The organism is Okeania hirsuta (assembly GCF_003838195.1).
In the GTDB taxonomy this organism is placed as follows: Bacteria; Cyanobacteriota; Cyanobacteriia; order Cyanobacteriales; family Microcoleaceae; genus Okeania; species Okeania hirsuta.
Genome location: NZ_RCBY01000007.1, coordinates 1 through 21,888, shown reverse-complemented (window position 1 = coordinate 21,888; position 21,888 = coordinate 1). Strand labels below are relative to the sequence as shown.

Sequence of the window (21,888 nt, the reverse complement as noted above, 5' to 3'; positions counted from 1 at the left end):
TGGCTTTGTATATAAGTTAGTAATATATAGTATTGCTAATTTAGATATTATCATAGATTTGGGAATTCAGGAAATTAAACATCTCTAAATTAATCCTTTAGTAGTAGCTTGGGGATTAATTTAAACTATATTTTTTACTTGCTCTAAATTATATTAATGACCCACTGCAACTAGAGCCACAACCTGCTGTACAACCGTAACAATAATTTTCTGTCTGCACTTGTTCAATTATGTCTAAACTATTAGCTTCTAATAACTTAGCTACTGTGATTTTTTCAATTTTGTTAGTTTGAGCTGGGATCTTTTCCATCTGATTAAAGTCACAGTCATAGACATTACCTAAATAATCAATTGATAATTCATTTCGACACATTAAATTTTCTACAGTCTCAGAATTAAAATTTGACTCCAAAAAATCTAGATAAGGCTGATATATTTTTCTATTTTGCAGATATAGCTTAGTTCTACCTATGGGTAAATTGGTAATTGTAAGAAGTTGGTTAAAGTAGATGTTAAAATTCTCTTCTAAATATTTTTTATAATCTTCCTCTAGATTTTTTTGATTAGGAGGAAGGGTAAATTTATTTTTCTTTGGAACGGGAGGATTATAAACTAAATCTAAGATAAGATATCGATCTTTTCCATATCCTAATTTGTTTAACCATTGCAATGCTTTAATTGATTCACTATAAACGCCATAACCGCGCATTTTATCGACATTATCTTCTAAATAACAAGGCAATGATGCCACAATTCTCAGTTGATTTTCAGCACAATATTCTGGAATATCTGCAAATCCTTTAACAAAATAAATTGTCAAATTAGAACGAACAATTACTTCTTTTTTATTTGTTCTAGCAGCTTTAACTAATTGTTTAAAACCATAATTCATTTCTGGTGCACCGCCAGTCAAGTCAACTGTTTGAATTTGAGGAAATCTATTAATTAGTTCAATTAATTGTTCACAGATTTCTGGGGAAAGTTCTTCTGTTCGTTTCGGACTCGCTTCGACATGACAATGGGCACAGGCAAGATTACAACGTTTGCCAAGGTTAATTTGTAAAACAGTAATTTTTTTCTTAGTTAAGGTTTTATCAAGTTTGGTTTTGAAAGGTGTAAAAGCTGTCTGAATCATTGTTATTATTTGATAATAAGGAGTTGAAAAATTTGTGATATATTTTTTTTACAGATAAGTATTGATTGAAGTGAATTTTATATTTACATTTTCCTGAAATTTTTCATCATTATATTTTGATGTAATGATATTAATTTTAATGATTAATTACCACTTTTGTAAAATGGCTATATCTCTATTTTTTCAATAACTTTTGTACTCCTTTACTATAGTTTAAATCAAGTTTTTCATCAACAATTGTATTTACGGCTTCCTCGCACTAATTAACTTTGACTAAAGTAGGTTATGAGGTCAGTGCTACAGATAGCTATTCTATTTTTTTTGTAGATGTTTGTTTAAGAATTTTTACCAGTACAGAGATTTTTACTAGGGTCAGAGTTTTGGGCGATCGCTCCACTTGTATTATACCAATTTAAAAAAAGAATGTTACGAATAATAAGTGCGATAAAAAGATTTTACAGGAAATGTTCCTTTGACAAAAAAGATAATTTACACCCTAAAAATGGTATTAAAGCCATTCATTATGACTCCTGACTCCTGACTTCCCCTCCTGGGAGGGGGAGGGGCGAGGGGTGGGTTGACTCCTAAGAAATAGCCTAACTATTTGTAGCAAACATTTATCAAATTGGTATTAGTATTTGATTCAATAGTTGGTTTAGAGTTAGGAAAACAATCATTAGTTATTCCTACACTCAAATATAACAGTAATAGCAAATGTCATAAAATAGTGATGTTTGATAAAATTCAATTTATAGATTTTTTAATTTAATTATTAATTACAGACATTTATAATTAAATCTAGATAAACTGAGTTTAACCTGAGAAATAATTAAGAAATAGGCAAGTATCTATAAGTATCTGTGGTTTAAGTTAGAGAGTCAGGAGTCGGCATAAAAGCAAATTATTGAATAGTTCGGCAGGTAATTTTGTCAATAATTTAAGGTTTAAAACTTCTCTTTGACTTTGTCACTAGCTGTCGCCCTACAATATAAAAAAATTCTTTTAGTAAATCTTGTTCTTTTCAAAATAAATAATGATTAATTATTTATTTTTGAATATTAGCACCTTTTTTGATTTTTGCATGACTGCCCTGATAATCCTAAAATTTATACAATTTTATCCGCCAAATTTTTGGAGAGTTAGAGTAAGTTTTTTAATATTCAATCTGGGATAGATAAAAAATAAAAATGTCATTGTTTTATCCAGATTTTTAACATTTGCTTTAATACTAAATTCAAAAAATGTAGTTGCGTCTCTCTTGGTCGATTGGATATGGGGAGGAGACCATTCCCTACAGGACGGACGCGTTAACGTAGTTGTGCGCTATCAAAGCTATCCTACCCCTCGGGAAGCTCCACTTTTTCCGTTTGTCATGCTCCGCAAAGATGTCGCGCAGCGTTAACGCAGTTGTGCGCCAGCAAAACAACCGCTTAATCTATATTTTTGGCCTTAAGTCTAAAATTTTCTCACTCGCAGATATTGTAAATATTGAAATAGGTAGTTTATCGGATTGGAGAAGTTATTTTTAAGCATGATTTTCAGCTTTTTTTTTGTAGCATTCTTTTTTCAAATTGGTATAAGACCTCTACGCTTATTTAAAGAAATTAGTGGTGCGCCTTTGTGACAGGTATGAAACCCGCATTCTTCAAATGTTAACACAGTTCCTCCGTAGGAGGCTAACTGAGTCAAAATCTCAAAAATTATTTTATGGAAAGGATAGTTGTTGTGATTAGCAGGATTTTGTTTTGATCGAGTATAAGATTAAATTTAATCCTTGTATTTACTATGATTAAAAATTAGGAAGAAGGATGAAAGCTAGAAATAAGTTAATTAAAATTATCAGCAAATCTTTGCGGCCTGAAGATGATTATATATAGCTGTCCTAAATAGATTTTGAACAAATTTTAGTTATCTAAATACTGAGGATTAATTCTCTTGATCTATAGCTAATGTTCATATTCTATCTAGGATAGCTATAGCAGTGCTGAAAATCAAAAAAAAATCTTTTCTATTCCTTCTTTATTCCTCCTTTCCTAAAAAATGCTGCACTAACAAACCTAGTTATTTTAAAGAGTGGAAAAAATATTAATCCCCTAAGCTTCGTTCCACATAACCTTAACTTTATCTGGCATAAAATTAGCTATTTCTTGAATTCTTTCTGGAGAAAGTTCTTCCTTTATCGCAGAAAAAACAGCTTTAATTACAGTTTCCGGTGCTATTCCTTTAGGAACACCTGATTCTTGATTCACTCGGAAAATAAAAGTATCACCATCAAATGTAAGTGGTGGTCGAATTTTACTCAGAAAAGCAACAAGTGGATTATTATCTTTCCAAAGTTCTGCTATTTCATCTGGGTCTGGTTTTTCACTACCAGAATTTAAATCTGAAGCTACCTGATTAGATGCTTCTGTTGTCATTAAATCTCGCATTGTACGAAAGACAATAACACTAATATCTCTGGCATCGTAAATATCTGGTAATCCTGCCTGAGTTTGAACTTTCTGAAGAAAAGGCACAAATTTTTCATCTACAGGAACTTGTTGAGAATCTGTCATAATTAAATCCCTAAATATTATTAGATTATTAGATATTATCACATAGGTAAATACAAAAAAATAACTACTCAGGTAGTTTTTATCTACTCACTAATATGTTTGCCATCTAGATAGATAATAATTGAGATAGAATTGAGATAGAGCAGTCGCTTTTTAGTTTCCTAGATTTATTGGTTGTTGACTGGGGGGAGTTGTAAATCCAGTTTTATCAAGAATATAAACAACTCCAACCGATAAAATTGCTCCTACGATTAATCCAATTGCTATTAATACTAAAATAAACCGCTCCAGCATTACCTTAGTTTCAGGATTATAAGATTCTATAACTTCCATTTCGTCATTTTGGTCGTTTTTATTTTCTTCTGACTCAACTGAATAATTATCTAAAGGTTGAAAATTTGAATTAGGCATTTTATTCATTCATGGGTAATGGATAATTGGTAATAGCTCAAACACCCTCAAAATTTATGAAATGGTAGGTTTGTAGAACTGGATATAGTTATGGTATCTTATCATAACTGATTAGAAGAAGTAAGAAGGAAGAGATAAAAAGGAAAAAGGAAAAATCTTACTTTGTCTGAATTTTCAGCTTTTGATAAGCCTTAACCTTTCTTTCGACTGCTATGTATCAAAAGTTTTGGCAGTTCAAAAGTGGTTAAATATCAAGAATATTAGAACTATTCCCAACGTGGTAATTTCAGTTATCAGTTAACAGTTATCAGTTATCAGTATCTCTGCAATCAGGAGGCTTTAAATAAGAAATATTCTCTTTTTTTTATTCCCTTAAAAGGGGAGGCGCATACCCACAATTTCTCGGTAAATATGTAGCAATATTCTAAAATTGGGGCGGGCATTGCATCAGAATAATACCATTTTTAACGCATTATTGTTAAATATCCTTGAGAGTAGGGAGTAGGGCGAAAAGAAATAAGATATTTTGCTTTAATACCGATAATCGCATGCAAACATTACTGAAGCATTATTATCACTTAATAACTGAATTCGCATATAAACTATAGCATTATTTTTGGGAATTGGTATAATGTATTAAATTTCATATAGAGATTAAATGATTTTCCAATTTTTTTTTAAAGGATAAAGTCTTCCTAAAAAGATGGGAAATTCACTGACGAAGAGTATGATTAAAGCGTTCAATATAAGGGTGCATCTCAATTTTGAATAAAGCCAAAAATTTATCGCTTTTAGGCAACAGGCAACAGGCAACAGGCAACAGGGAATATATAGGAAAAAGTATTTTTGCAAATATGAGATGCACCCCAATATAACTTGTTGTACCTATTTATTTTTCTACTGTTTTATGTCTGATTGATAGAAAAACTTGATTATAAACTGACCAAAAATATGTACAGAACTAATTTGGCATCTATATCGATCGACTTTATATTATGAGAACCTCAATTCTGCCAAATTAAACAATGATTTTTAGAGAGCGATCGCTCGCCATAAATATTTCTTTTACCCGGTGGTATGCCTAAACTATAAAAATTTAAAAAAAATCAAAAATTAAGTATTTTAAAATTGAATAATTTTTATGACCGCTACATATCTACCACTTCCCCTAAAAGCTGAAAACTCAGACAACGCCAGATTTTTGCTTCTTCCTTCTGTTATACAAAAAAATACAGTAGAAATTAGTCTCTCGTTTCTACTGTATTTAAAGTCAAAGCATTGATATTAGATCCGCCTAATTAGTGATGAAAAAAATCATCTTCTCACTTCAACGGCAAATCTATCCCTGCTCTGCTACTCAATGATTTATAAGTATTAAACCAGACATGATATTAGAATTATCCCAGTCTGTAATTTAAGACTATTTTTGATTTAATTCAACCACAATCTGAAGGACTACAACAATCCGTATTATCATTAACACTTGTAATTCGATAATCTAAACCTTTAGTTTCCTTCGGATGCCTATTTTTAGAACGTCGGCAATCAAATTGTTGTGCTGAATTTAATGGAATATCTGTATAAGGTTCAACAGGCAAAAAATCTTGATAATAAGGACCATTTTGGTCTGTATAAATTTTGAAAGTTTTATCACAAACAGCCATTCTTTGACCTCTGTACAAAGTATGACCATCATCATCAACCACCTGTTTCCAAGGACCTTTGTAAATTACAGCCTGATTCCTTTCTAAACATTCTCCTTCTTTTCCTTTAAAAGCACGAACTGTCACAGAATTAAATTCAATTCCATCTATTACTTGCCATGGTTTTTCTTGACGTTTGAGAATTTCAACTCCATAAAAACCAGCCTCTTCAAACATTTTTAGAAAAACATCTTCTCGAAATGCTCCAGCAATACAACCACTCCATAATTCCGGGTCATTAATAATGTCTGGAGTGGGGTCTTCATCACAGACAATATCAGAAATAATTGCTCTACCACCTCGCTTTAAAACTCTATAAATTTCACTAAATAGTTTTTCTTTATCTTGGGGGCGAACTAAATTCAACACACAATTAGAAATTACTACATCAACACTATTATCTCGAATTAAAGGTTGTTCTTTGCGGAGAGCATTACATTCTGATTCAAAAGCTGCTAGAGCATCAATAGAAGTAATAGGATTTGCAGTAAGCCACTGTTCAACTATGTCTAAATCAAGGGCTAAATCCTGAATTTTTCCTTTGACAAATTTAGTATTTTTGTATCCAATTTTAGTAGCTATTTCATTTTGATATTTTCGAGCTAATCCTAACATATCATCATTAAAATCTACTCCTATTACTTGCCCTTCAGCACCAACTTTTTGAGCAAGAATATAGCAATTTTTTCCAGCGCCCGAACCTAAATCTACAACTGTTTCTCCAGGAGAAATATAACGAGTAGGGTCTCCACAACCATAATCTTTTTGAATAATTTCTTGAGGTAAAATATCTAGATAATTTTCCTCATATTCAGTCGGACAACATAGATCTGGTTGTACTTGTTGAGCGCCTGCTTGATAACGCGTTAAAACTGCATTTTCAATATTATAGTTAGCAGTCAATTTTTCATTTGTGGTTGTATCGGTCATAAATAAATCTTGTTCAAAATTTTCCCAATTCATTATATCTACCAAATAATCAAGCTGAAGATGACACACATTAAGTAAATTTTCACAAAGTATGATTTATATATTGTGAAAATTTATCTAGTTATATATTTTTATTTAAAACACTTTTAAATGAGTATTTGCTGAGAAAAAGTAAAGAATAAGAGAATAAATAGGGTTTGCTGAATAAGTTTTTTGGTATGAGGTAGGAGTCAACCCACCCCTAACCCCTCCCAGGAGGGGAAGTCAGGAGGAATGGGGAATTTAGAGGAGGGAGTCGGATATTTTATCCCTTGATTTTTCTACAATTATTCTCCCTTTTATCCTAACTTTTTAGTCGCTCAAGCTTAAAAAGTTGCACTTTTTTTCGCTCTTTAATAGAATTGGGCTAAAGAAGGCTGGCAACAGAGGGCAAAATAGAGCAGGCAATTTCTATCTTCAAACAAGCCCAAAAATGGTCGCCGGAAATTGACCTTGACCCCGATACAGAAACAAAAGAAACAGACCCAGAAGTTGTGGCGAAAAGGTTAGCTGCTCCTGGTAAAGTAGAACAGGGAAAAAAATTAGTAATAGAGGGCAAAATAAATGAGGCAATTTCTCTCTTTAAAGAAGCACAAGAATTCTTACCAGAAATTGACCTTGACCCCGATACAGAAACAAAAGAAACAGACCCAGCAGTTGTGGCGAAAAGGTTAGCTGCTACTGGTAAAGTAGAATAGGGAAAAAAATTAGTAATAGAGGGAAAAATAGAACAGGCAATTAGCCTTTACAATGAAGCACAAAAATTAGATTCAGACTTAGAAATAGGTGCTCAGGATTGGAATTCAATCTGTTGGTTTGGTAGCTTATATAATCAGGCTCAAGATGTGATGTTCGCTTGTGAAAAAGCAGTTGAATTGAGTCCTAATGATGGTGGAATTCTGGATAGTCGCGGTTTAGCGAGGGTATTAACAGGGGATTATCAGGGAGCGATTTCTGATTTTCAAGTATTCGTAGATTTGGTGGAAGATGGGGAGGAAAAAGCAAAACGTCAAAGTTGGATTTCGGCGTTGAAAAAGGGTGAAAATCCGATTACTTCTGAGGTATTGGAGAATTTGAAATAGAAGTCAGAATTCGGTAGGGACTTGAGAGTCAAGTAGGGTGTGTTAGACGGCATTAATTACTCGCTATCATAAGGTATTTAACAATCCGTTGTAACGCACCATTTTTAATTAACCGGGTATCATAATCATGCTGCTTTACATTTCATTAACGCACCCTACTAGACTGATATCATGTCCGCTGGGGCGCGTTTGTGTAAACCCAAGGGTGAATATCTACAGGGAATTTAAGTTTTTTTTATTGCCCTTAAGTATTCCTGCCTGTTCCCTGTTCCCAGTTAAGTGTTCCCTATTTTTGCTATACAATACTGATGCTACCGGACATGATATGAAATATCAAGAGCGATCGCTCTGTGTTAAAAAAGAGAGAAATATCTAGTGAAAAACTTCCAGGAGCATCCCCAAAGTATCCTTTTAATACCAATTTCATAAAATATTGCAAAGCGTGAGGACACAGGGAACAGGGAACACGGGAGCTGGGAACAGAGAAAGAAAAACATAAATATTAGAGTTGTTGGGAATTAAGCTAAAAAAATGGCTAAAACCCTTATTGGTCAAAGTTTATAGCGTTTTTCACTCCTAGAATCATGAAAACCTTATAGAATAAGCTTTTGAGCATTGTTCAATTGTTATTTCCCAACAACTCTATTAAAGAGGAAAAAAGGTGGAAATTTTAGAATTTATGGAATTTATAATTTTTTCTTTTAAGAAGAAATCACAAATTAAGATGTAACTGCCTTTGCGTGAATTTGGTATAACTGATTCCATCGCACCAATTTTACAACAACAACACCCAGATGGAAATTATGCCATCGGGCAAGATAGTGGTATCTATTGGCGAGAAACAGAACCCCCCGAAAAAGGTGCAGAAGCACCAAATTGGTTTTACATTCCCGATGTACCACCACTATTAAACGGTGCAATTCGTTGTTCCTATTGTCTGTGGCGAGAATATATGGCACCTTTAATTGCTCTAGAATTTGCTATTGGAGACGGAACAGAAGAATTAGACAAAACACCTTTGTCAGTTTCCGAAGATGGTCAAACAACAAAACCACGAAAATTTTGGGTCTACGAGCAGATTATCAAAATAGATTACTACGGAATATATCTCATCAAAACTGGCAGTTTAGAAATGTATCATTTAGAGGATAAGTCTTATCGCTAGATGTCTCCTAATGAGCGCGGTCACTATTTCATTGAACCCCTGGGAATAGAATTAGAAAAATTGGAAGGTTCCTATCAAAATCAAAGTTTATCATGGTTGCGTTGGTGGGACTCTGAAGGTAATTTGTTGTTAACAGGAACAGAAAGAGCAGAAGTAGAAAAAGCGCGTGGCGATCGCTTTGCCAACCAAGCTGAACAAGAACGCCAACGTGCAGAACAAGAACGCCAAGCACGAAGAAATGCTATTCCTCAATTATTAGCAACGGGAATGAGTGTGGAACAAGTAGCACAAATTCTGAGTTTAACTGTTGAGGAAGTGAGGAAAATTTCTAATAGACATCTCCTCCAAAAGAGGGAACAGGGAACAGGGAACAGGCAACCCACCCCTCGCCCCTCCCCCTCCCAGGAGGGGAATAATTGATAATTTATGGATAATAATTGATTTTATTTTTGATTATTGGAGATGTCTAATAGTTAGGTAATACAGCAGATTTCAAGTATATGAAGTACAGATATTAACAATTAAATCTTCCCAGTGCGGGCATCTTGCCCGTTATGAGTGTACCTCACCCTTGGTGCAATCTGCTGTATTATCTAGTCTATAGAACCCATTTGAGGTCTATATAATTATGGTAGTCAAGTCTTTTCGCGCATCAATGAGTGAGGAACAATCATCAGCAAGGAGTGTTGAATTTTTTATATTATTTCTCCCCACATCTACCCTCTTACCTCTTACCTTCCCCTCCTGGGAGGGGTTAGGGGTGGGTTGTCTCCTGTATTCCCCTCCTGGGAGGGGTTGGGGGTGGGTTGTCTCCTGTCTCCTAGCTCAAAAAACGCGCATATTTATGAAGATACGATCGGGGGTTCTATAAATTTTCTCAAGTTCCATTTGATTTCAACCACTCTTGATAACGCTGTTCATTACCGCCAAAAGATTCAACTGAAACTTGACCTTCTCGTTCATAAACTAAAGATTTATATTCCTCAATAGTCATTGGTTTTTTCTCACAATATGCAATAATAACTTCACGGAATAATGGCATATTTTGCAGGTCTGGTTCATAACGTTCTACATGAGAAACTATCCAGTCCGTAGGAATTGCCCTAGAAGAACGAAGAGTAGCACCAGAACCAGTAGAATAGAGTCGCCGACCAATTTCTTGTTCATACTGTCTTTTTTCTACCGGTTGCCAATCATAACTAGCACGAATAAGACGAGTTGTTTCATCTTTTTCAATTAACCCTCCTGAATGTCGAACCCATTGCTCCCCTTGTTTTACCATGTAAATAATGAGAGTTGCTTGATCGTCTAATAATTGTTCAATATTTTCAGTCATTGTCTTTCTCTTTGTGGTCTGCAAATGATGTTTCTCCCTCAAAAATACATTCTGTATCAAGAATAGATTTACTATCGTCTTTCCTAGTTTCTAATAATTTCCATTGATTTCTTTCTGCCATATTTTCACAATCTTCTTCTGAAACTGCCCAATGGCTAGATGTGTTGTTTTTATCACTATTATTCGGCTCTGACATTTGCTAAGATTAGAGTGTATATTTTGTTTGTTACTTGGGCTGAAGCTATGACTTCAAAGCCCAAGTTTTTTTGTACTAAGTCCCTAGTTAACTTCCAGGGATGCTTCATATTTTTATATTAAACGATGTATACGTCTGTATATAGCTTTTTTTGATAAATATTACTGATGTATACGTCAGAATAGAAGATTGAAGAAGGAGACAGGAGACAGGAGACAGGAGACAGGAGGAAAATTACATGGGGATTCTCACCCCAAGTAATTTTGAACACCGTGTAGACGGTGGGGTATTAAACCCACAAAGAAAATGATAAAAAAATATGACCGATGTATACATAGTATAATAGTATAATAGATGGAAAAATCATTAGCAAAAAATTATGTCCAAGTTAGTCAGAAATAAAAAAGGCCAAATAATGACCGTATTAGGTGAAGGTGAAAAGCCAAAAGCTGACAAACCTTTATCTGTAAGAGTTCCACAGGATATTGATCAGTATGTGCGATCGCTCCCTAATAGAAGTCAGTGGTTAGAGGAAGCTATAACAGAAAAGGCGAGAAAAGAAATGCACGAATATAGTAGGGAATAGTTTAACAATTAATAATTAATAGTGGGAAAAACATTTCTCCAGATAATATTTTTCCTTATTCCTAAATTATTCCCGCAAAACATAACCCACTCCTCGCACAGTTTGAATTAACCTTTTTTCTTCATTAGATTCTAACTTCAAACGTAAGTAACGAATATAAACTTCAATAATATTTGAATCGCCCATAAAATCGTAACCCCAGACAGTTTCTAATATTCTATCTCTTGTCAAAACTTGTCGAGGATGAGCCATTAAATATTCCAATAAATCAAATTCTTTTGCTGTTAATTCAATTGCCCTATTATCCCGATAAACTTCCCTGGTACTTCTATTTAAACTCAGGTCTTCAAACATCAATAAATCAGGATTAGGTTCTTGAGTACGTCTAAGATGTGCCCTAACTCTAGCTAATAATTCTTCTACACTAAAAGGCTTTAATACATAATCATCTGCCCCTGCATCTAAACCAGCTACGCGATCGCTCACATCATCCTTAGCTGTTAATAGAATAATTGGTACTTTATCACCAGTAGTTCGCAAACGACGACATAATTCTAACCCCGATAAACCAGGTAACATCCAGTCAAGAATTATCAAATCTGGCTTAATTTCTCGTGCCATTGTTATGCCAGCGAATCCATCATTAGCCACCGTTACTTGATAACCTTCATATTTAAGTTCTAGCTCAATAAATTGAGCTAGTTTTGCCTCATCTTCAACTACCAGAATGTTAGATGACATTTGTTTTTTAATCTAAACACTGCTATTTATTCTATAGTAGGGAACAGGGAATAGGGAATAGGGAATAGGCAACAGGCAACAGGCAACAGTCAGAAAAACATTTCCCTGTCTTAGGGTTCATTATCAACATAAGTCCTCAGCAACTCATTTCTTGCTATACTATTATTTTAGATAGTTAAGAAAGAAGAATTTACCAAATAATTAAGGTTTAAAACCTCTACGCATCAAAGAAAAAAAGAAATTTTTTTTTATTCAATCCTCTTATTCAAACACAAGTCCTAACAAGGAAATATTTGTAGTGCGGGCATCTTGCCCGCAATAGGTGCATCGTAATTATTAGACTTCTCCAATAATAAAAAATAAAATCAATTATCGCACAGAAATTATCAATTATTTCTCCCTACTCTGTAGGGACGTTGCATGCAACGTCCCTACGACCTACTCCCTCTTCTCTGAAGATATCTATTAATTATACAAATAAATAATTCTACTCAACTTCTTCTACCGGAATGGGAAATTTTTCTCCTTTCAAATAAGCATCAAAATGTTGCTTAAAATAAATCCAAGAAGTCACGTCATCCTTATCTAAAATAGATTTAGCTGCATTTTTAAACAATGGAACGCGAGTATTCATTTCATCCTGAATTAACTGGGGTAATTCTGCAACACTAGCCACCTTCCCACCCCAGGCACTATAAATTAGATTACCAGAGCGATCGCCCATTTTCATCCACGGCACCCAAGGACCTATTCTATCCCATGCCAACATTACCTTAGATACAGAAGTTGTGTCAGAATTTTGTAAATCTGCCGTGGGTACTGTCAACTTAAACAATTCGCTAGCTTGATAAAGAGATTGAGGACTATATTCAGCAAACTTTGGATCGTCGGCGAGGGGGTTGGGGTAGTTAGAAAACAGGTCAAACTTATAAGTAGTCAACTCCTGATCAACTAATGCAGGCATTGGTCTTTTAAACAACCCCTGTACCGGATTATTGGCCACATGAACTACAGGCAAAACTTCGTCCGTCCAGGGATTTTTCCAAGTATCCAACTTTTCCCCTGTTTCGGGGTCAAGATAAAATGTTAGTTCCCTAGAAGTAAAATCCCAACCTCCCTCCGACCTCGGAACACATCTGGCCACACTCATCCCTACTATTTGGAACAAATGCTGTTTCGGTTCCCCAGGAATAAAGGCATAAACCGAACCCTGCCAAGTCAGAAAAGATTGTTGAGCGTCGGTACTAGCACGCACTTTAACCCAGTCTTTTGCTTCCAGGAGTTTTTTGGTGAGATTGACCATTCGTTTGCTGATATAATGTTTTGTCTATCATAATATAGCAATTAGCATTCAGTTATCAGCTATCAGCTTGATTTTTTTTTGTTTTTTCGTCTAACTTTTCAGACATACTTTAAATGTGAAAGATAAAATTATAATTCAGAGCTAATTTTAATTACTAAATAGTCAATAAGCAACGATCAATTACTACAAAAATAACTTATATAGCAATCCTAAATAAGTTGTGACAAATCAAAAAGTAGATAAAAAAACTGAAACTTCTACCTGTTCCCTGTTCCCTGTTCCCTGTTCCCTGTTCCCTAAAAGCGGTAAGATTTTTATACACAAATAAAATAGGACTGCTATAGAAAGCTGGAGTTAATCATGGATGAATATTTTAATGACTATGAATTTGATAACTTAAATTTTTATAGAGAGAATCATGGTAAACAACTTTACTATAACTGGGGTGGAGAAGTTTGGTGGATAGAATCACCTGGAAAACCTCAAGAAAAGTTGTTTTCTATTATTGGGATGAATGCCACAAAAGTATTTATCAAACCACATCCAGAATATGGGGAAGCCGGACATAGAATTAATCGAGAAATATGTTTATTTTGCGACTCATCTACTCAAGAAGTATTAGACTATTGGCGACCTAGAGAAGAAGTAAAAGAAGTTCCTGTCGTACATATTGCTAACCGGATGGTCCAGGGTTTTGTCTCACCAAAAAAAATTGTAATCCCTCAGAATTCTGGATATGTGAAAAAAGTTATAGAAATTCCTTTAGAATATCCTCATCCTTTGGCAAAAGAAAGTAAATATCGAGATTATTGCCCTGGAGAAAAATTTAAAGAAGTAAAGCTGACAAAATTCAGGCATTCTACAATTCTTGTTTGCACCGTGGAACCCAATTATGTGTTAACGAGGGAAATACTTTAGCTTTACAATGTCCCTTTCATGGTTGGACATGGAAATTGGATGGTACTCTAGCTCATATTCCTTGTCGTTGGGATTTTGAACAAGTAGAGGATGAAGCTTTCCGGTTGCCTGAAATTAAGGTGGCAACATGGCAGGGTTTTGTCTTTATTAATTTTGACTCAGACTGTGAGTCTCTGGAGAGTTACTTAGAAAATCTACCCGAACATTTTCAACAGTTTGCTTTACAAGAAAGGTTTACAGCAGCTCACGTTGCCAAAGTGATGCCTGCTAACTGGAAAGTTACACTAACGGCTACTTTAGAATCTTATCATGTAATTACAACACATCCACAAATTCTCAAACTTATCGGAGATGTTAATTCCCAATATGACATTTATGGTCGTCACAATCGCATGATTAGTCCGTTTGCTGTTTGTAGTCCTCATCTCGGTAAACCAAAAGACCCAATGGTTCCCGCAAAAGCTCTAATAGAATTTAAAGGAGGAGACCCAGCAACATTACAGATGTCTGACGAAATGAACCCTCGTGCTTATGCAGCAGAGGTGACTCGCCAAACCTTAAAGCAACATCTTAAGATTGACTGCTCTGCTGTTTCTGATACAGAAATGCTAGATGCAATTTCTTACTTTATTTTCCCAAACCTTATGAACTGGCCTGGTGTCGGTCAACCGCTCCAATTTCGCTTTAGACCTTATGGTGCTAATCCTGATCTTTGCATTATGGATGTGCTTCTCCTCCAACCATTCCCACCTGGGATAACTCCACCAGCAGCAAAGATTACCTGGCTATCATTAGAACAGAATTTTGCTGATGCACCAGAATTACGAGGAATAGGGCCTTTTCTAGATCAAGACACTTCCAATTTTCTGCGACTGCAAAAAGGTTTGAAGGCATCCGCCAAACCTGGTATTACTCTGGGTAACTATCAAGAATCTCGCATCCGTCACTTTCATCAGGTTTTGGATGAATATTTGAGCTAATATTGTACTAAGCGCAATTTAGAATTTAGAAGTAATTCCTGACTGAATTTAATCAAGTCAATGTCAGTCCAGTAGGGTGCGTTAGTGGAACGAAGTGGAGCGTAACGCACCAGCAATATCAAAAATGGTGCGTTATGCTATCGCTAACAGCACTACTTTATGATAACTGTTAACTTCCAACTGTTTTCCCATAAGGTCGCTTCAAATATTTTCCTTGGGGCGACCCTAAAACTTCTCCTTTGTCATAAATCAAGTTTCCCCGCAAAAATGTACTTTTCACCTTTCCAGTTAACTCCATTCCTTCAAATTGTGTATAACCCTGTTGCGACTCTGACTCACTCGCACGCACAACAAAAGTTTTATTGGGGTCGAAAAGTACTAAGTCTGCATCATATCCTACAGCAATATCCCCTTTTTCTAACAAACCATAACGTTGTGCAGGATTCCACGACAACAACTCAGCGATATGATTATTAGACATTCCTCTTTTACTGCCTTCGCTGAAAACTCCAGATAATAAATATTCCGTACCGCCAAAACCAGATTTGGCTAACCAGATATTCTCCGGGTCTTGACTACTCGCTTTTTTCTCCGCCGAACAACAGGCATGATCGCTGACTATCCAATCAATTTGTCGATTTAATACCGCTTGCCATAAATATTCTACATCTTCACGGGAACGAATAGGTGGATTTACTTTCGCCCATTTGCCTGTAGGTGCATCCACATCTAATAATAAATGCCCCACTGTCACTTCTCGGCGAAAGTTGATATGAGGGAATGTTGTTTGCATCATTAATGCCGCTTCCACAGCTTTCTGGGAACTCAGATGTAATAAATTAATATTGACACAATTGGTTTCATAAGCTAAATAGGAAGCAATAACAATTGCTAGTGCTTTTGAATGGGGAGGACGAGCAGCACTATAAGCTTTGATACCAGTCAGAGAGCTATCATTTTGGACTATTTTAGTATAAGCATTGAGAATTTCAGCAACTTCGCAATGCAAACTTAAACTAATATAATCCTGCATTTCTGGGTGAGTTTCCCGTAATTTAGTTAACCCCCGCATGATAAATTCAAAATGAGCAAAATCGTATCTTTCTGATTTGTCAATCATCAAAAATAGGTTTTGTTGGTCTGACATTCCGTGCAAACCATAGCCGCCATAAAACATAAATATTTTGAATGATGGCACTCCATATTCCTCAAATAAAAATTGTAATTCATCAATATGACTACTGCTAATAGGGGCAAGGTGATAGCCATAGTCTACAAAAAAATTGCCTTCTGAAAGCTTCAATGCTTCAGGAAAAAAATCTTTGTAAGCACCGCCTCGGTTGAGATAATATTGCCCAGTCCGAATATAAGTTAAACCTGTTGTCACTCCACCCATAGCAGCAGCTTTTGTTTCTGTAATAGCGTCTTGAGGTAGAGGTTGATAAATACCAATGTGTTGATGGGAGTCTACTAACCCAGGAAAACCTAATAATTCTTTGGCATCGAATACCTCCTTACCTAATTCTGGGTTGATTTCTGGAGCAATATGAGCAAACTTGCCATTTTTAATTCCTAAGTCGAGGCGAGCGATCGAATTCTGATTTGGGCGCACTACCCGGACATTTTTAATAACTAAATCGAAATCTAATACTTCTGACATTAATTTATCCCCAATAATTGAGTAAGATTTTTATTTTGACATAATTGGAAATCATATAGCAATGGCAATGGAGGTGTTATAAGAAACCGGGTTTTTGAGAGGTAGATGTTAGTTAGTGGGGTATTTCAAACAAACTATTAGAAACCAGGTTTTTGAGAGGTAGATGTTAGTCAGTGGGGTATTTCAAACAAACTCGGTTTCTACGCTTTTTTATACCGATACCGCAGACAAACCCAGAAACCGGGTTTTTCAATGTTTATTATAAAAATAACGATTTATCCTATAAACCCGGTTTCTTTGCGTAATATCATCTCCGGTAGCATCGGTATTGTAAGGTAAGGAAGAAGGAAGAAGTAAACAAGGTTAAAAAGCTGGAAAAAACTTCAAAAAACTTAAATTTGCTGTAAATATTCACGCTAACTTTTACACAAACGATACCAGCGGACATGATATAAGTCCTAATATAGTTGAAAAACCAAATAGTTGAAAAAACCAAATTTTATGGTAAACTTTATTGTGGGTATTCAACTCTCACCAATAAGACTCTGTCCTGAAGGAAAGTGTTTAATGAATATAGACTTTAAGGTCAAGGGAGCCGACTTTCGTAGTAAGATTTAATTCTAACTCAATTAATCAAGCTCTAAGCATTCAGCTCTCAGCTTTTTAATGAATGAAGTAAGGATTCGTTGAACTTATACTACATTTTTAACCAGAGAATTGAAGCACAAAAACGACGAGTTTTAGTTGTCAACCCATACAATAAAAGCTAATAGCTGAAAGCTGACGGCTGATGCTTACATAAAGCTTTTATCTCACTAAAAGCAATAGCTGATGGCTGAATGCTGATAGTTTACACTTTATTTATGGCTTTTTTGGAGATATCTCAATGAAAAGAATTTTATATTATCATCCACTATCAAACTTTGCTCGAAAAATTCGGATATTATTAGCAGAAAAAAAATTAGATTATGAACTCAAGGCTGTTAATCTACAGAACAAACCCGATGATTTTCTGAAAATTTCTCCCATTGGTAAAGTACCTGTGTTTGTAGAAGAAGATGGCACAGTCATTTGGGATTCTACATTAATTGCTGAGTATTTAGACGAAACTTATCCAGAACCAAATTTTTACCCTACTCATCCCCAGGCAAAACTTGAATGTCGTAAATGGGAAGAGTTAGGAGATAATTTAGGGGATAATATTATCAATTTATGGAAACTAAATTTGACAAACAATTTTGACCCTACTGATTATCGAACACAATTAGAAACGTCAATTAATTGTCTCTTATCAGTTTTCGATCAACAATTAGCTAAATCTAAGTATTTGTTAGGTGATGAACAATGGACAGTAGCAGATGTAACAACATTATGTTCTTTGGGTTACTATAACCTTCGGGTAAATGAAGATTGGGTTTTGGAATATGAGAATTTAAAAAACTGGTTCAATAGATTACATCAACGTGAATCAGTAAAGTCTACTGTTCCTTTAAATAAGGAGTAGGAAGTAGGTAGGGACTAAGTATGCTTAGTCCCTACAGAGTCAGGAGGAATAGGAATTATAGAACCCACTTAGTATCTATAATTTATTACTTTTAGGATTTAGTAGTTGCGATCACCTCAAATTAAAAATCAAAAGTCAAAAGTCAAAAATAGTATGGTGGGTAAATGTAGTTGTTGATATTATAGCGCTACGCGCAAGGCAACAGGCAACAGGCAACAGGCAACAGGCAATAGGAGAAGACAAAAGGGTTTCAGCTTCTATTCATGTCAAACACCTTAATGCGTAGCGCTATAGTAATCAATAATGGATGCCCTAAACTTGTGGAATATAAAGAAAAGCTAAATAATAGTCAATCTCATAAAGTTTGTTATAGTCTGTGATTGGAGAAAACGTTCACACACAAAGTGACTTACGGAGTAATAAAAATGAAAAAAGCATTAGGCAAAGTCATCGTTGCATTTTTTGTCTGTTTACTATCTTTTGCAGTAGTTTCCCCCAGCCATGCAATGGCAGCTCAATATTATTGTTATTTAGGACAACAGCCACAATGTGTAGAAGACTTGCCGGAATCTGGAGACTTGTTATTTGTAGATATACCTCCATATGGAGTTAACGCTATAGATGTTACTGTCAGCAATTACTCACAAGAATATTATGCTATATTTAACACCGATCTTGGCAACCCAATAGAACTACCCCCATATAAAACTAGTGAAGTAATAACTTATCCAGTCCAACCATCGAGTTCAGCTACATTCTCAAATGCGAGTCGTGTTACAAATACACCTATACGGATCACAGTAGTTGCGAAATAGTGGTTAATTAAGATAATTTTTTGTAGGGGTGAGCTAATGTAGTGATTGATATTAGCAGTTAATAGACTTGATGTTTGCTCACCCTACCCATCACGAAACAATTGTAATAATAGAGGAAGAAACTCCTCTGGATATTTGGAGAAAACGTTCACACACAAAGTGACTTACGGAGTAATAAAAATGAAGAAAGCATTAGGCAAAGTCATCGTTGCATTTTTTTTCTGTTTACTATCTTTCGCAGTAGTTTCCCCCAGCCCTGCAATGGCAGCTGAATATTGTTTTTTAGGACAAGAGCCACAATGTTTTCGAGAATTGCCATTCTCTGGAGACTTGTTATATGTAGATATACCTGAATTTGGAGTTAGCTCCATAGATGTTATTTTGACCAATTTCTCAAATGGCAAAGAAGCTGTAGTTAACAGTGATATTGACTATCCAATAGTAATAGGCCCAGATGACCGTCCAGTCCAAAGAAATTATCCAGTCGTACCACGAAGCTCAGTTACATTCTCAAATGAGAGTCCTGTTCCAGATACACTAGTAAGAATCAGAGTATTTGGGAATAGTCGTTAATTAAGATAATTTTTTGTAGGGGTGGGCAAATGTAGTGATTGATGTTAGCAGTTAATAGACTTGATGTTTGCCCACCCTACCCATCAGATCAAATCTGGTAGCATCGGTTTAACGAAGTCAGAAGTCAGAAGTCAGAAGTTAACCCACCCCTCGCCCCTCCCAGGAGGGAAAGTAGGGGATTTGAGCTTCACTCCAAAAATATTTCGCCAGTCAAGGTGGGGTGGCGCGACCCATATTATTTTGATAAAATCTTTTGAAGGTAGGAGGACCGAGTCAGGTAGGGGAGCCGTCGGATTGGGGACGTACAGGATTCAGGAGGAGAAAGAATCACAAAGATGAGCGTATTTATGACGATTCGAGAATTTTTTTATGTTCAATAAAACGGATTTGATATCAGGAGCTAGAGAAATAGAATAGGGGAAAAAGCGGATGCAACCCCGCGACGACGTTAGTTGCATCTGGTAGCGCACCAAGCAGGTGGAAATTTGCCTCCCCATCACCCCATCACCCCACACTACCCTACTACCAAGGACTACCCACCATGGTAAACCCTGCCCAATAATAAGGGTGAGATAATTTTCGATTCCTCATTTCTCCTAGCACCGATGGTAACTCTACTGACTCACGACCTCCAACCCTCGCGATCTGATTTTTTTTAATCACTACATCCCCACGCAACATTGATAACTGCGCCTGTCTTACAGCTTCCGCCTTAATCCTAGTCTGATTCAAATGACTATAAAACTCAGTCATTAATGCTAAGGTGGCTCGATCATTCACATACCAAATACTAGCTAAAGCTGACTTTACTCCTGCTGCTATTGCTAATCCCGCAAATCCTAATTCGGCATCTTTGTCCCCAAAGGCGGTGCGACAAGCTGATAATACTAACAATTCTACAGAACTCTCATTCCAACCCAACTCCCTAATTTGGTCTAATTTTATTTGTTCTTCACCCCATAACTGAATGTAAGAATTACTAATTTTTCCCGGTCTAAAATCAGCATGAGTGGCTAAATGAATAATAGGATAAGGATAACTTTCTCTTTGAGTAATTAAATTATGAAGAGTAAAATCTTCATTTAGGAACATACTACCCTGCCATAGTTTTTGAGAAACAACTTCTAGTTCGACAGGTACTCCTGGTAAGGAATTGTGAGCAATAAACTCACTTGCTCCCATTGCTAATACCCGAGTATTTTGAAGCGTTCGGTAGTTGGTATCCATTAAACTAACACTGGGAATTAAACTCAGGCTATATTTTTCGATCAGGAATTGTTCGCCATCGTGTAATGCTGCTACGGCTAAAGTGCGCAAACCTTCATCCATACTGAATAGTAAGGTATCGATATTAGCTGCTTCTAGTTCCGATGCTATGGGTGCGATGAGCCAATTGTATAATTTTTGTGCTGGTGATAGATAACTATCATTATCTTGGTTAGCTGGAGTTGTAACTCTTATTCGTAATTCTAGTGCAACTTCCATGATTTGTTCGCGGTTAACAGAGGGAATGGTTTTGATTATTGGTTGACCTTCTTTGGTATATAAGATTATTTGTAATTGTTCTGGATAGACATTAATATAAACAATGGCAGATTCTTTTCCGGTTTGATTTGCCATGTCGCTTAAAATATCTCGGACGCTTTGTGTAGAAATTAATTTTTCCTCCAAATCTGCTCCCAGGTAATCTGAGTATTCCTGGAGACTGTTTCGTTCTAACGTTGTTACTACTTGGTCTGAAGCTGTAGCTGTTATTAGAGATTTGGTATTAACAGGATTAATTGTTTTTAAGATTTGTTGGGTGTCAGTTGTAGTGCTGATAGATGTTTCTGTTTGTTCTTGAGCAGTACCAGCATTGATTGTTTGGTTATTGTTAGTGGGAGTGGTCAGGGTGAAAAAATTGATATTGCTTGATATTTGCTGTAATATTGACTGGGTGGAAGTGGTGTCAGTTGAGGTGATTACTGGTATATCTGTTGAATTGTTAAGATTTTCTGATTGGGTAGGGTTAGTTTCTACTGGGAGAATCTGGTTATCAGTGTTATTTTCTGGTATAATAATGTCGCCACTATCAATATTAGTAATTGTTTCTATTTCCTGTGGGGCGATCGCTATTTGTTCTGGGGTATTGGTATTATCTGGAGTATTATTAATAGTTGCATTCCCGCCTTCAGAAATAGCTGTTTGCTCTTCTACGGAAATATTACCACCTGGTTGAATATCGATATTAGCATCTCCTTGATTGGCGATCGCCTC

The 21,888-nt window shown here is 35.6% G+C and carries 19 protein-coding genes and 1 pseudogene; 10 read left to right on the top strand and 10 right to left on the bottom strand.

Annotated features, from left to right (window positions below; translation table 11 throughout):
* Positions 1 to 148: 148 nt before the first annotated feature.
* The gene (arsS, locus tag D5R40_RS02235; RefSeq protein WP_124154180.1) at positions 149 to 1,135 is read right to left on the bottom strand and encodes an arsenosugar biosynthesis radical SAM (seleno)protein ArsS; all 987 of its coding nucleotides are present in this window, start codon (positions 1,133 to 1,135) and stop codon (positions 149 to 151) included.
* Positions 1,136 to 1,404: 269 nt separating this feature from the next.
* On the opposite strand from arsS, the gene D5R40_RS34405 reads away from it, so the two are divergent.
* Complete coding sequence (locus D5R40_RS34405) at positions 1,405 to 1,551, top strand: hypothetical protein (RefSeq protein ID WP_161564360.1); 147 nt, start codon at positions 1,405 to 1,407, stop codon at positions 1,549 to 1,551.
* A 1,677-nt stretch (positions 1,552 to 3,228) separates the two neighbouring features.
* Here the strand turns inward: D5R40_RS34405 and D5R40_RS02230 are convergent.
* The 3 genes from D5R40_RS02230 to D5R40_RS02220 all read right to left on the bottom strand — a co-directional run bounded on the left by D5R40_RS02230 (position 3,229) and on the right by D5R40_RS02220 (position 6,734).
* The gene (locus D5R40_RS02230; protein WP_124154179.1) at positions 3,229 to 3,690 is read right to left on the bottom strand and encodes a DUF2267 domain-containing protein; all 462 of its coding nucleotides are present in this window, start codon (positions 3,688 to 3,690) and stop codon (positions 3,229 to 3,231) included.
* Between the two features lie 153 nt (positions 3,691 to 3,843).
* Positions 3,844 to 4,101, bottom strand: a complete 258-nt coding sequence (locus D5R40_RS02225; RefSeq protein WP_124143617.1) for a hypothetical protein — start codon at positions 4,099 to 4,101, stop codon at positions 3,844 to 3,846.
* 1,436 nt (positions 4,102 to 5,537) lie between these two features.
* Positions 5,538 to 6,734: a DUF8838 domain-containing protein gene (locus tag D5R40_RS02220; protein ID WP_124143625.1), complete on the bottom strand. Its 1,197-nt coding sequence runs from the start codon at positions 6,732 to 6,734 to the stop codon at positions 5,538 to 5,540.
* Between the two features lie 533 nt (positions 6,735 to 7,267).
* On the opposite strand from D5R40_RS02220, the gene D5R40_RS02215 reads away from it, so the two are divergent.
* The 3 genes and pseudogenes from D5R40_RS02215 to D5R40_RS02205 all read left to right on the top strand — a co-directional run.
* Positions 7,268 to 7,471 (top strand): hypothetical protein, encoded by a 204-nt coding sequence (locus D5R40_RS02215; RefSeq protein WP_124143618.1) that lies wholly within the window; start codon positions 7,268 to 7,270, stop codon positions 7,469 to 7,471.
* 150 nt (positions 7,472 to 7,621) lie between these two features.
* Positions 7,622 to 7,855 (top strand): tetratricopeptide repeat protein, encoded by a 234-nt coding sequence (locus D5R40_RS02210; RefSeq protein WP_124143619.1) that lies wholly within the window; start codon positions 7,622 to 7,624, stop codon positions 7,853 to 7,855.
* 751 nt (positions 7,856 to 8,606) lie between these two features.
* Positions 8,607 to 9,347: pseudogene (locus D5R40_RS02205) on the top strand (Uma2 family endonuclease); the annotation flags it as partial.
* Positions 9,348 to 9,897: 550 nt separating this feature from the next.
* On the opposite strand, the gene D5R40_RS02200 reads toward D5R40_RS02205, so the two are convergent.
* Both D5R40_RS02200 and D5R40_RS02195 read right to left on the bottom strand, forming a co-directional pair.
* Complete coding sequence (locus D5R40_RS02200) at positions 9,898 to 10,356, bottom strand: hypothetical protein (RefSeq protein WP_124143620.1); 459 nt, start codon at positions 10,354 to 10,356, stop codon at positions 9,898 to 9,900.
* A complete protein-coding gene (locus D5R40_RS02195; protein WP_124143621.1) occupies positions 10,349 to 10,552 on the bottom strand; it encodes a hypothetical protein in 204 nt (67 codons plus the stop codon). The genes D5R40_RS02200 and D5R40_RS02195 overlap by 8 nt, the downstream gene beginning before the upstream one ends.
* Positions 10,553 to 10,931: 379 nt before the next feature.
* On the opposite strand from D5R40_RS02195, the gene D5R40_RS02190 reads away from it, so the two are divergent.
* Positions 10,932 to 11,138 (top strand): hypothetical protein, encoded by a 207-nt coding sequence (locus tag D5R40_RS02190; protein WP_124143622.1) that lies wholly within the window; start codon positions 10,932 to 10,934, stop codon positions 11,136 to 11,138.
* A gap of 66 nt (positions 11,139 to 11,204) precedes the next feature.
* Here the strand turns inward: D5R40_RS02190 and D5R40_RS02185 are convergent, their stop codons facing one another.
* Together D5R40_RS02185 and D5R40_RS02180 are read right to left on the bottom strand one after the other, a co-directional pair.
* A complete protein-coding gene (locus D5R40_RS02185; RefSeq protein ID WP_124143623.1) occupies positions 11,205 to 11,879 on the bottom strand; it encodes a response regulator transcription factor in 675 nt (224 codons plus the stop codon).
* A 487-nt stretch (positions 11,880 to 12,366) separates the two neighbouring features.
* Complete coding sequence (locus D5R40_RS02180; protein ID WP_124154178.1) at positions 12,367 to 13,182, bottom strand: DUF1838 domain-containing protein; 816 nt, start codon at positions 13,180 to 13,182, stop codon at positions 12,367 to 12,369.
* A 360-nt stretch (positions 13,183 to 13,542) separates the two neighbouring features.
* Here D5R40_RS02180 and D5R40_RS02175 point away from each other — a divergent pair, with 360 nt between their 5' ends.
* Together D5R40_RS02175 and D5R40_RS02170 are read left to right on the top strand one after the other, a co-directional pair.
* Positions 13,543 to 14,100: a DUF1838 family protein gene (locus tag D5R40_RS02175; RefSeq protein WP_124154177.1), complete on the top strand. Its 558-nt coding sequence runs from the start codon at positions 13,543 to 13,545 to the stop codon at positions 14,098 to 14,100.
* Positions 14,055 to 15,080: an SRPBCC family protein gene (locus tag D5R40_RS02170; RefSeq protein ID WP_205127588.1), complete on the top strand. Its 1,026-nt coding sequence runs from the start codon at positions 14,055 to 14,057 to the stop codon at positions 15,078 to 15,080. The genes D5R40_RS02175 and D5R40_RS02170 overlap by 46 nt, the downstream gene beginning before the upstream one ends.
* Before the next feature lie 169 nt (positions 15,081 to 15,249).
* Here D5R40_RS02170 and D5R40_RS02165 read toward each other — a convergent pair whose 3' ends face one another.
* On the bottom strand, positions 15,250 to 16,740 hold the full coding sequence (locus tag D5R40_RS02165) for a dihydroorotase (RefSeq protein WP_124143624.1): 1,491 nt from the start codon (positions 16,738 to 16,740) through the stop codon (positions 15,250 to 15,252).
* A gap of 886 nt (positions 16,741 to 17,626) precedes the next feature.
* Between D5R40_RS02165 and D5R40_RS02160 the strand changes: the two genes are divergently transcribed.
* The 3 genes from D5R40_RS02160 to D5R40_RS02150 all read left to right on the top strand — a co-directional run bounded on the left by D5R40_RS02160 (position 17,627) and on the right by D5R40_RS02150 (position 19,632).
* Entirely contained in the window at positions 17,627 to 18,244 is a 618-nt protein-coding gene (locus D5R40_RS02160) for a glutathione S-transferase family protein (RefSeq protein ID WP_124154175.1), read from the top strand.
* 404 nt (positions 18,245 to 18,648) lie between these two features.
* Positions 18,649 to 19,059 carry a hypothetical protein gene (locus D5R40_RS02155; RefSeq protein ID WP_124147228.1) on the top strand — a complete coding sequence of 137 codons (411 nt, stop codon included), beginning with the start codon at positions 18,649 to 18,651 and terminating at the stop codon, positions 19,057 to 19,059.
* A gap of 180 nt (positions 19,060 to 19,239) precedes the next feature.
* Positions 19,240 to 19,632 carry a LolA-like protein gene (locus D5R40_RS02150; protein WP_124147227.1) on the top strand — a complete coding sequence of 131 codons (393 nt, stop codon included), beginning with the start codon at positions 19,240 to 19,242 and terminating at the stop codon, positions 19,630 to 19,632.
* Positions 19,633 to 20,154: 522 nt separating this feature from the next.
* Here D5R40_RS02150 and D5R40_RS02145 read toward each other — a convergent pair.
* On the bottom strand, positions 20,155 to 21,888 hold a 1,734-nt coding region (locus D5R40_RS02145), incomplete at its 5' end, for a CHAT domain-containing protein (protein WP_124154174.1).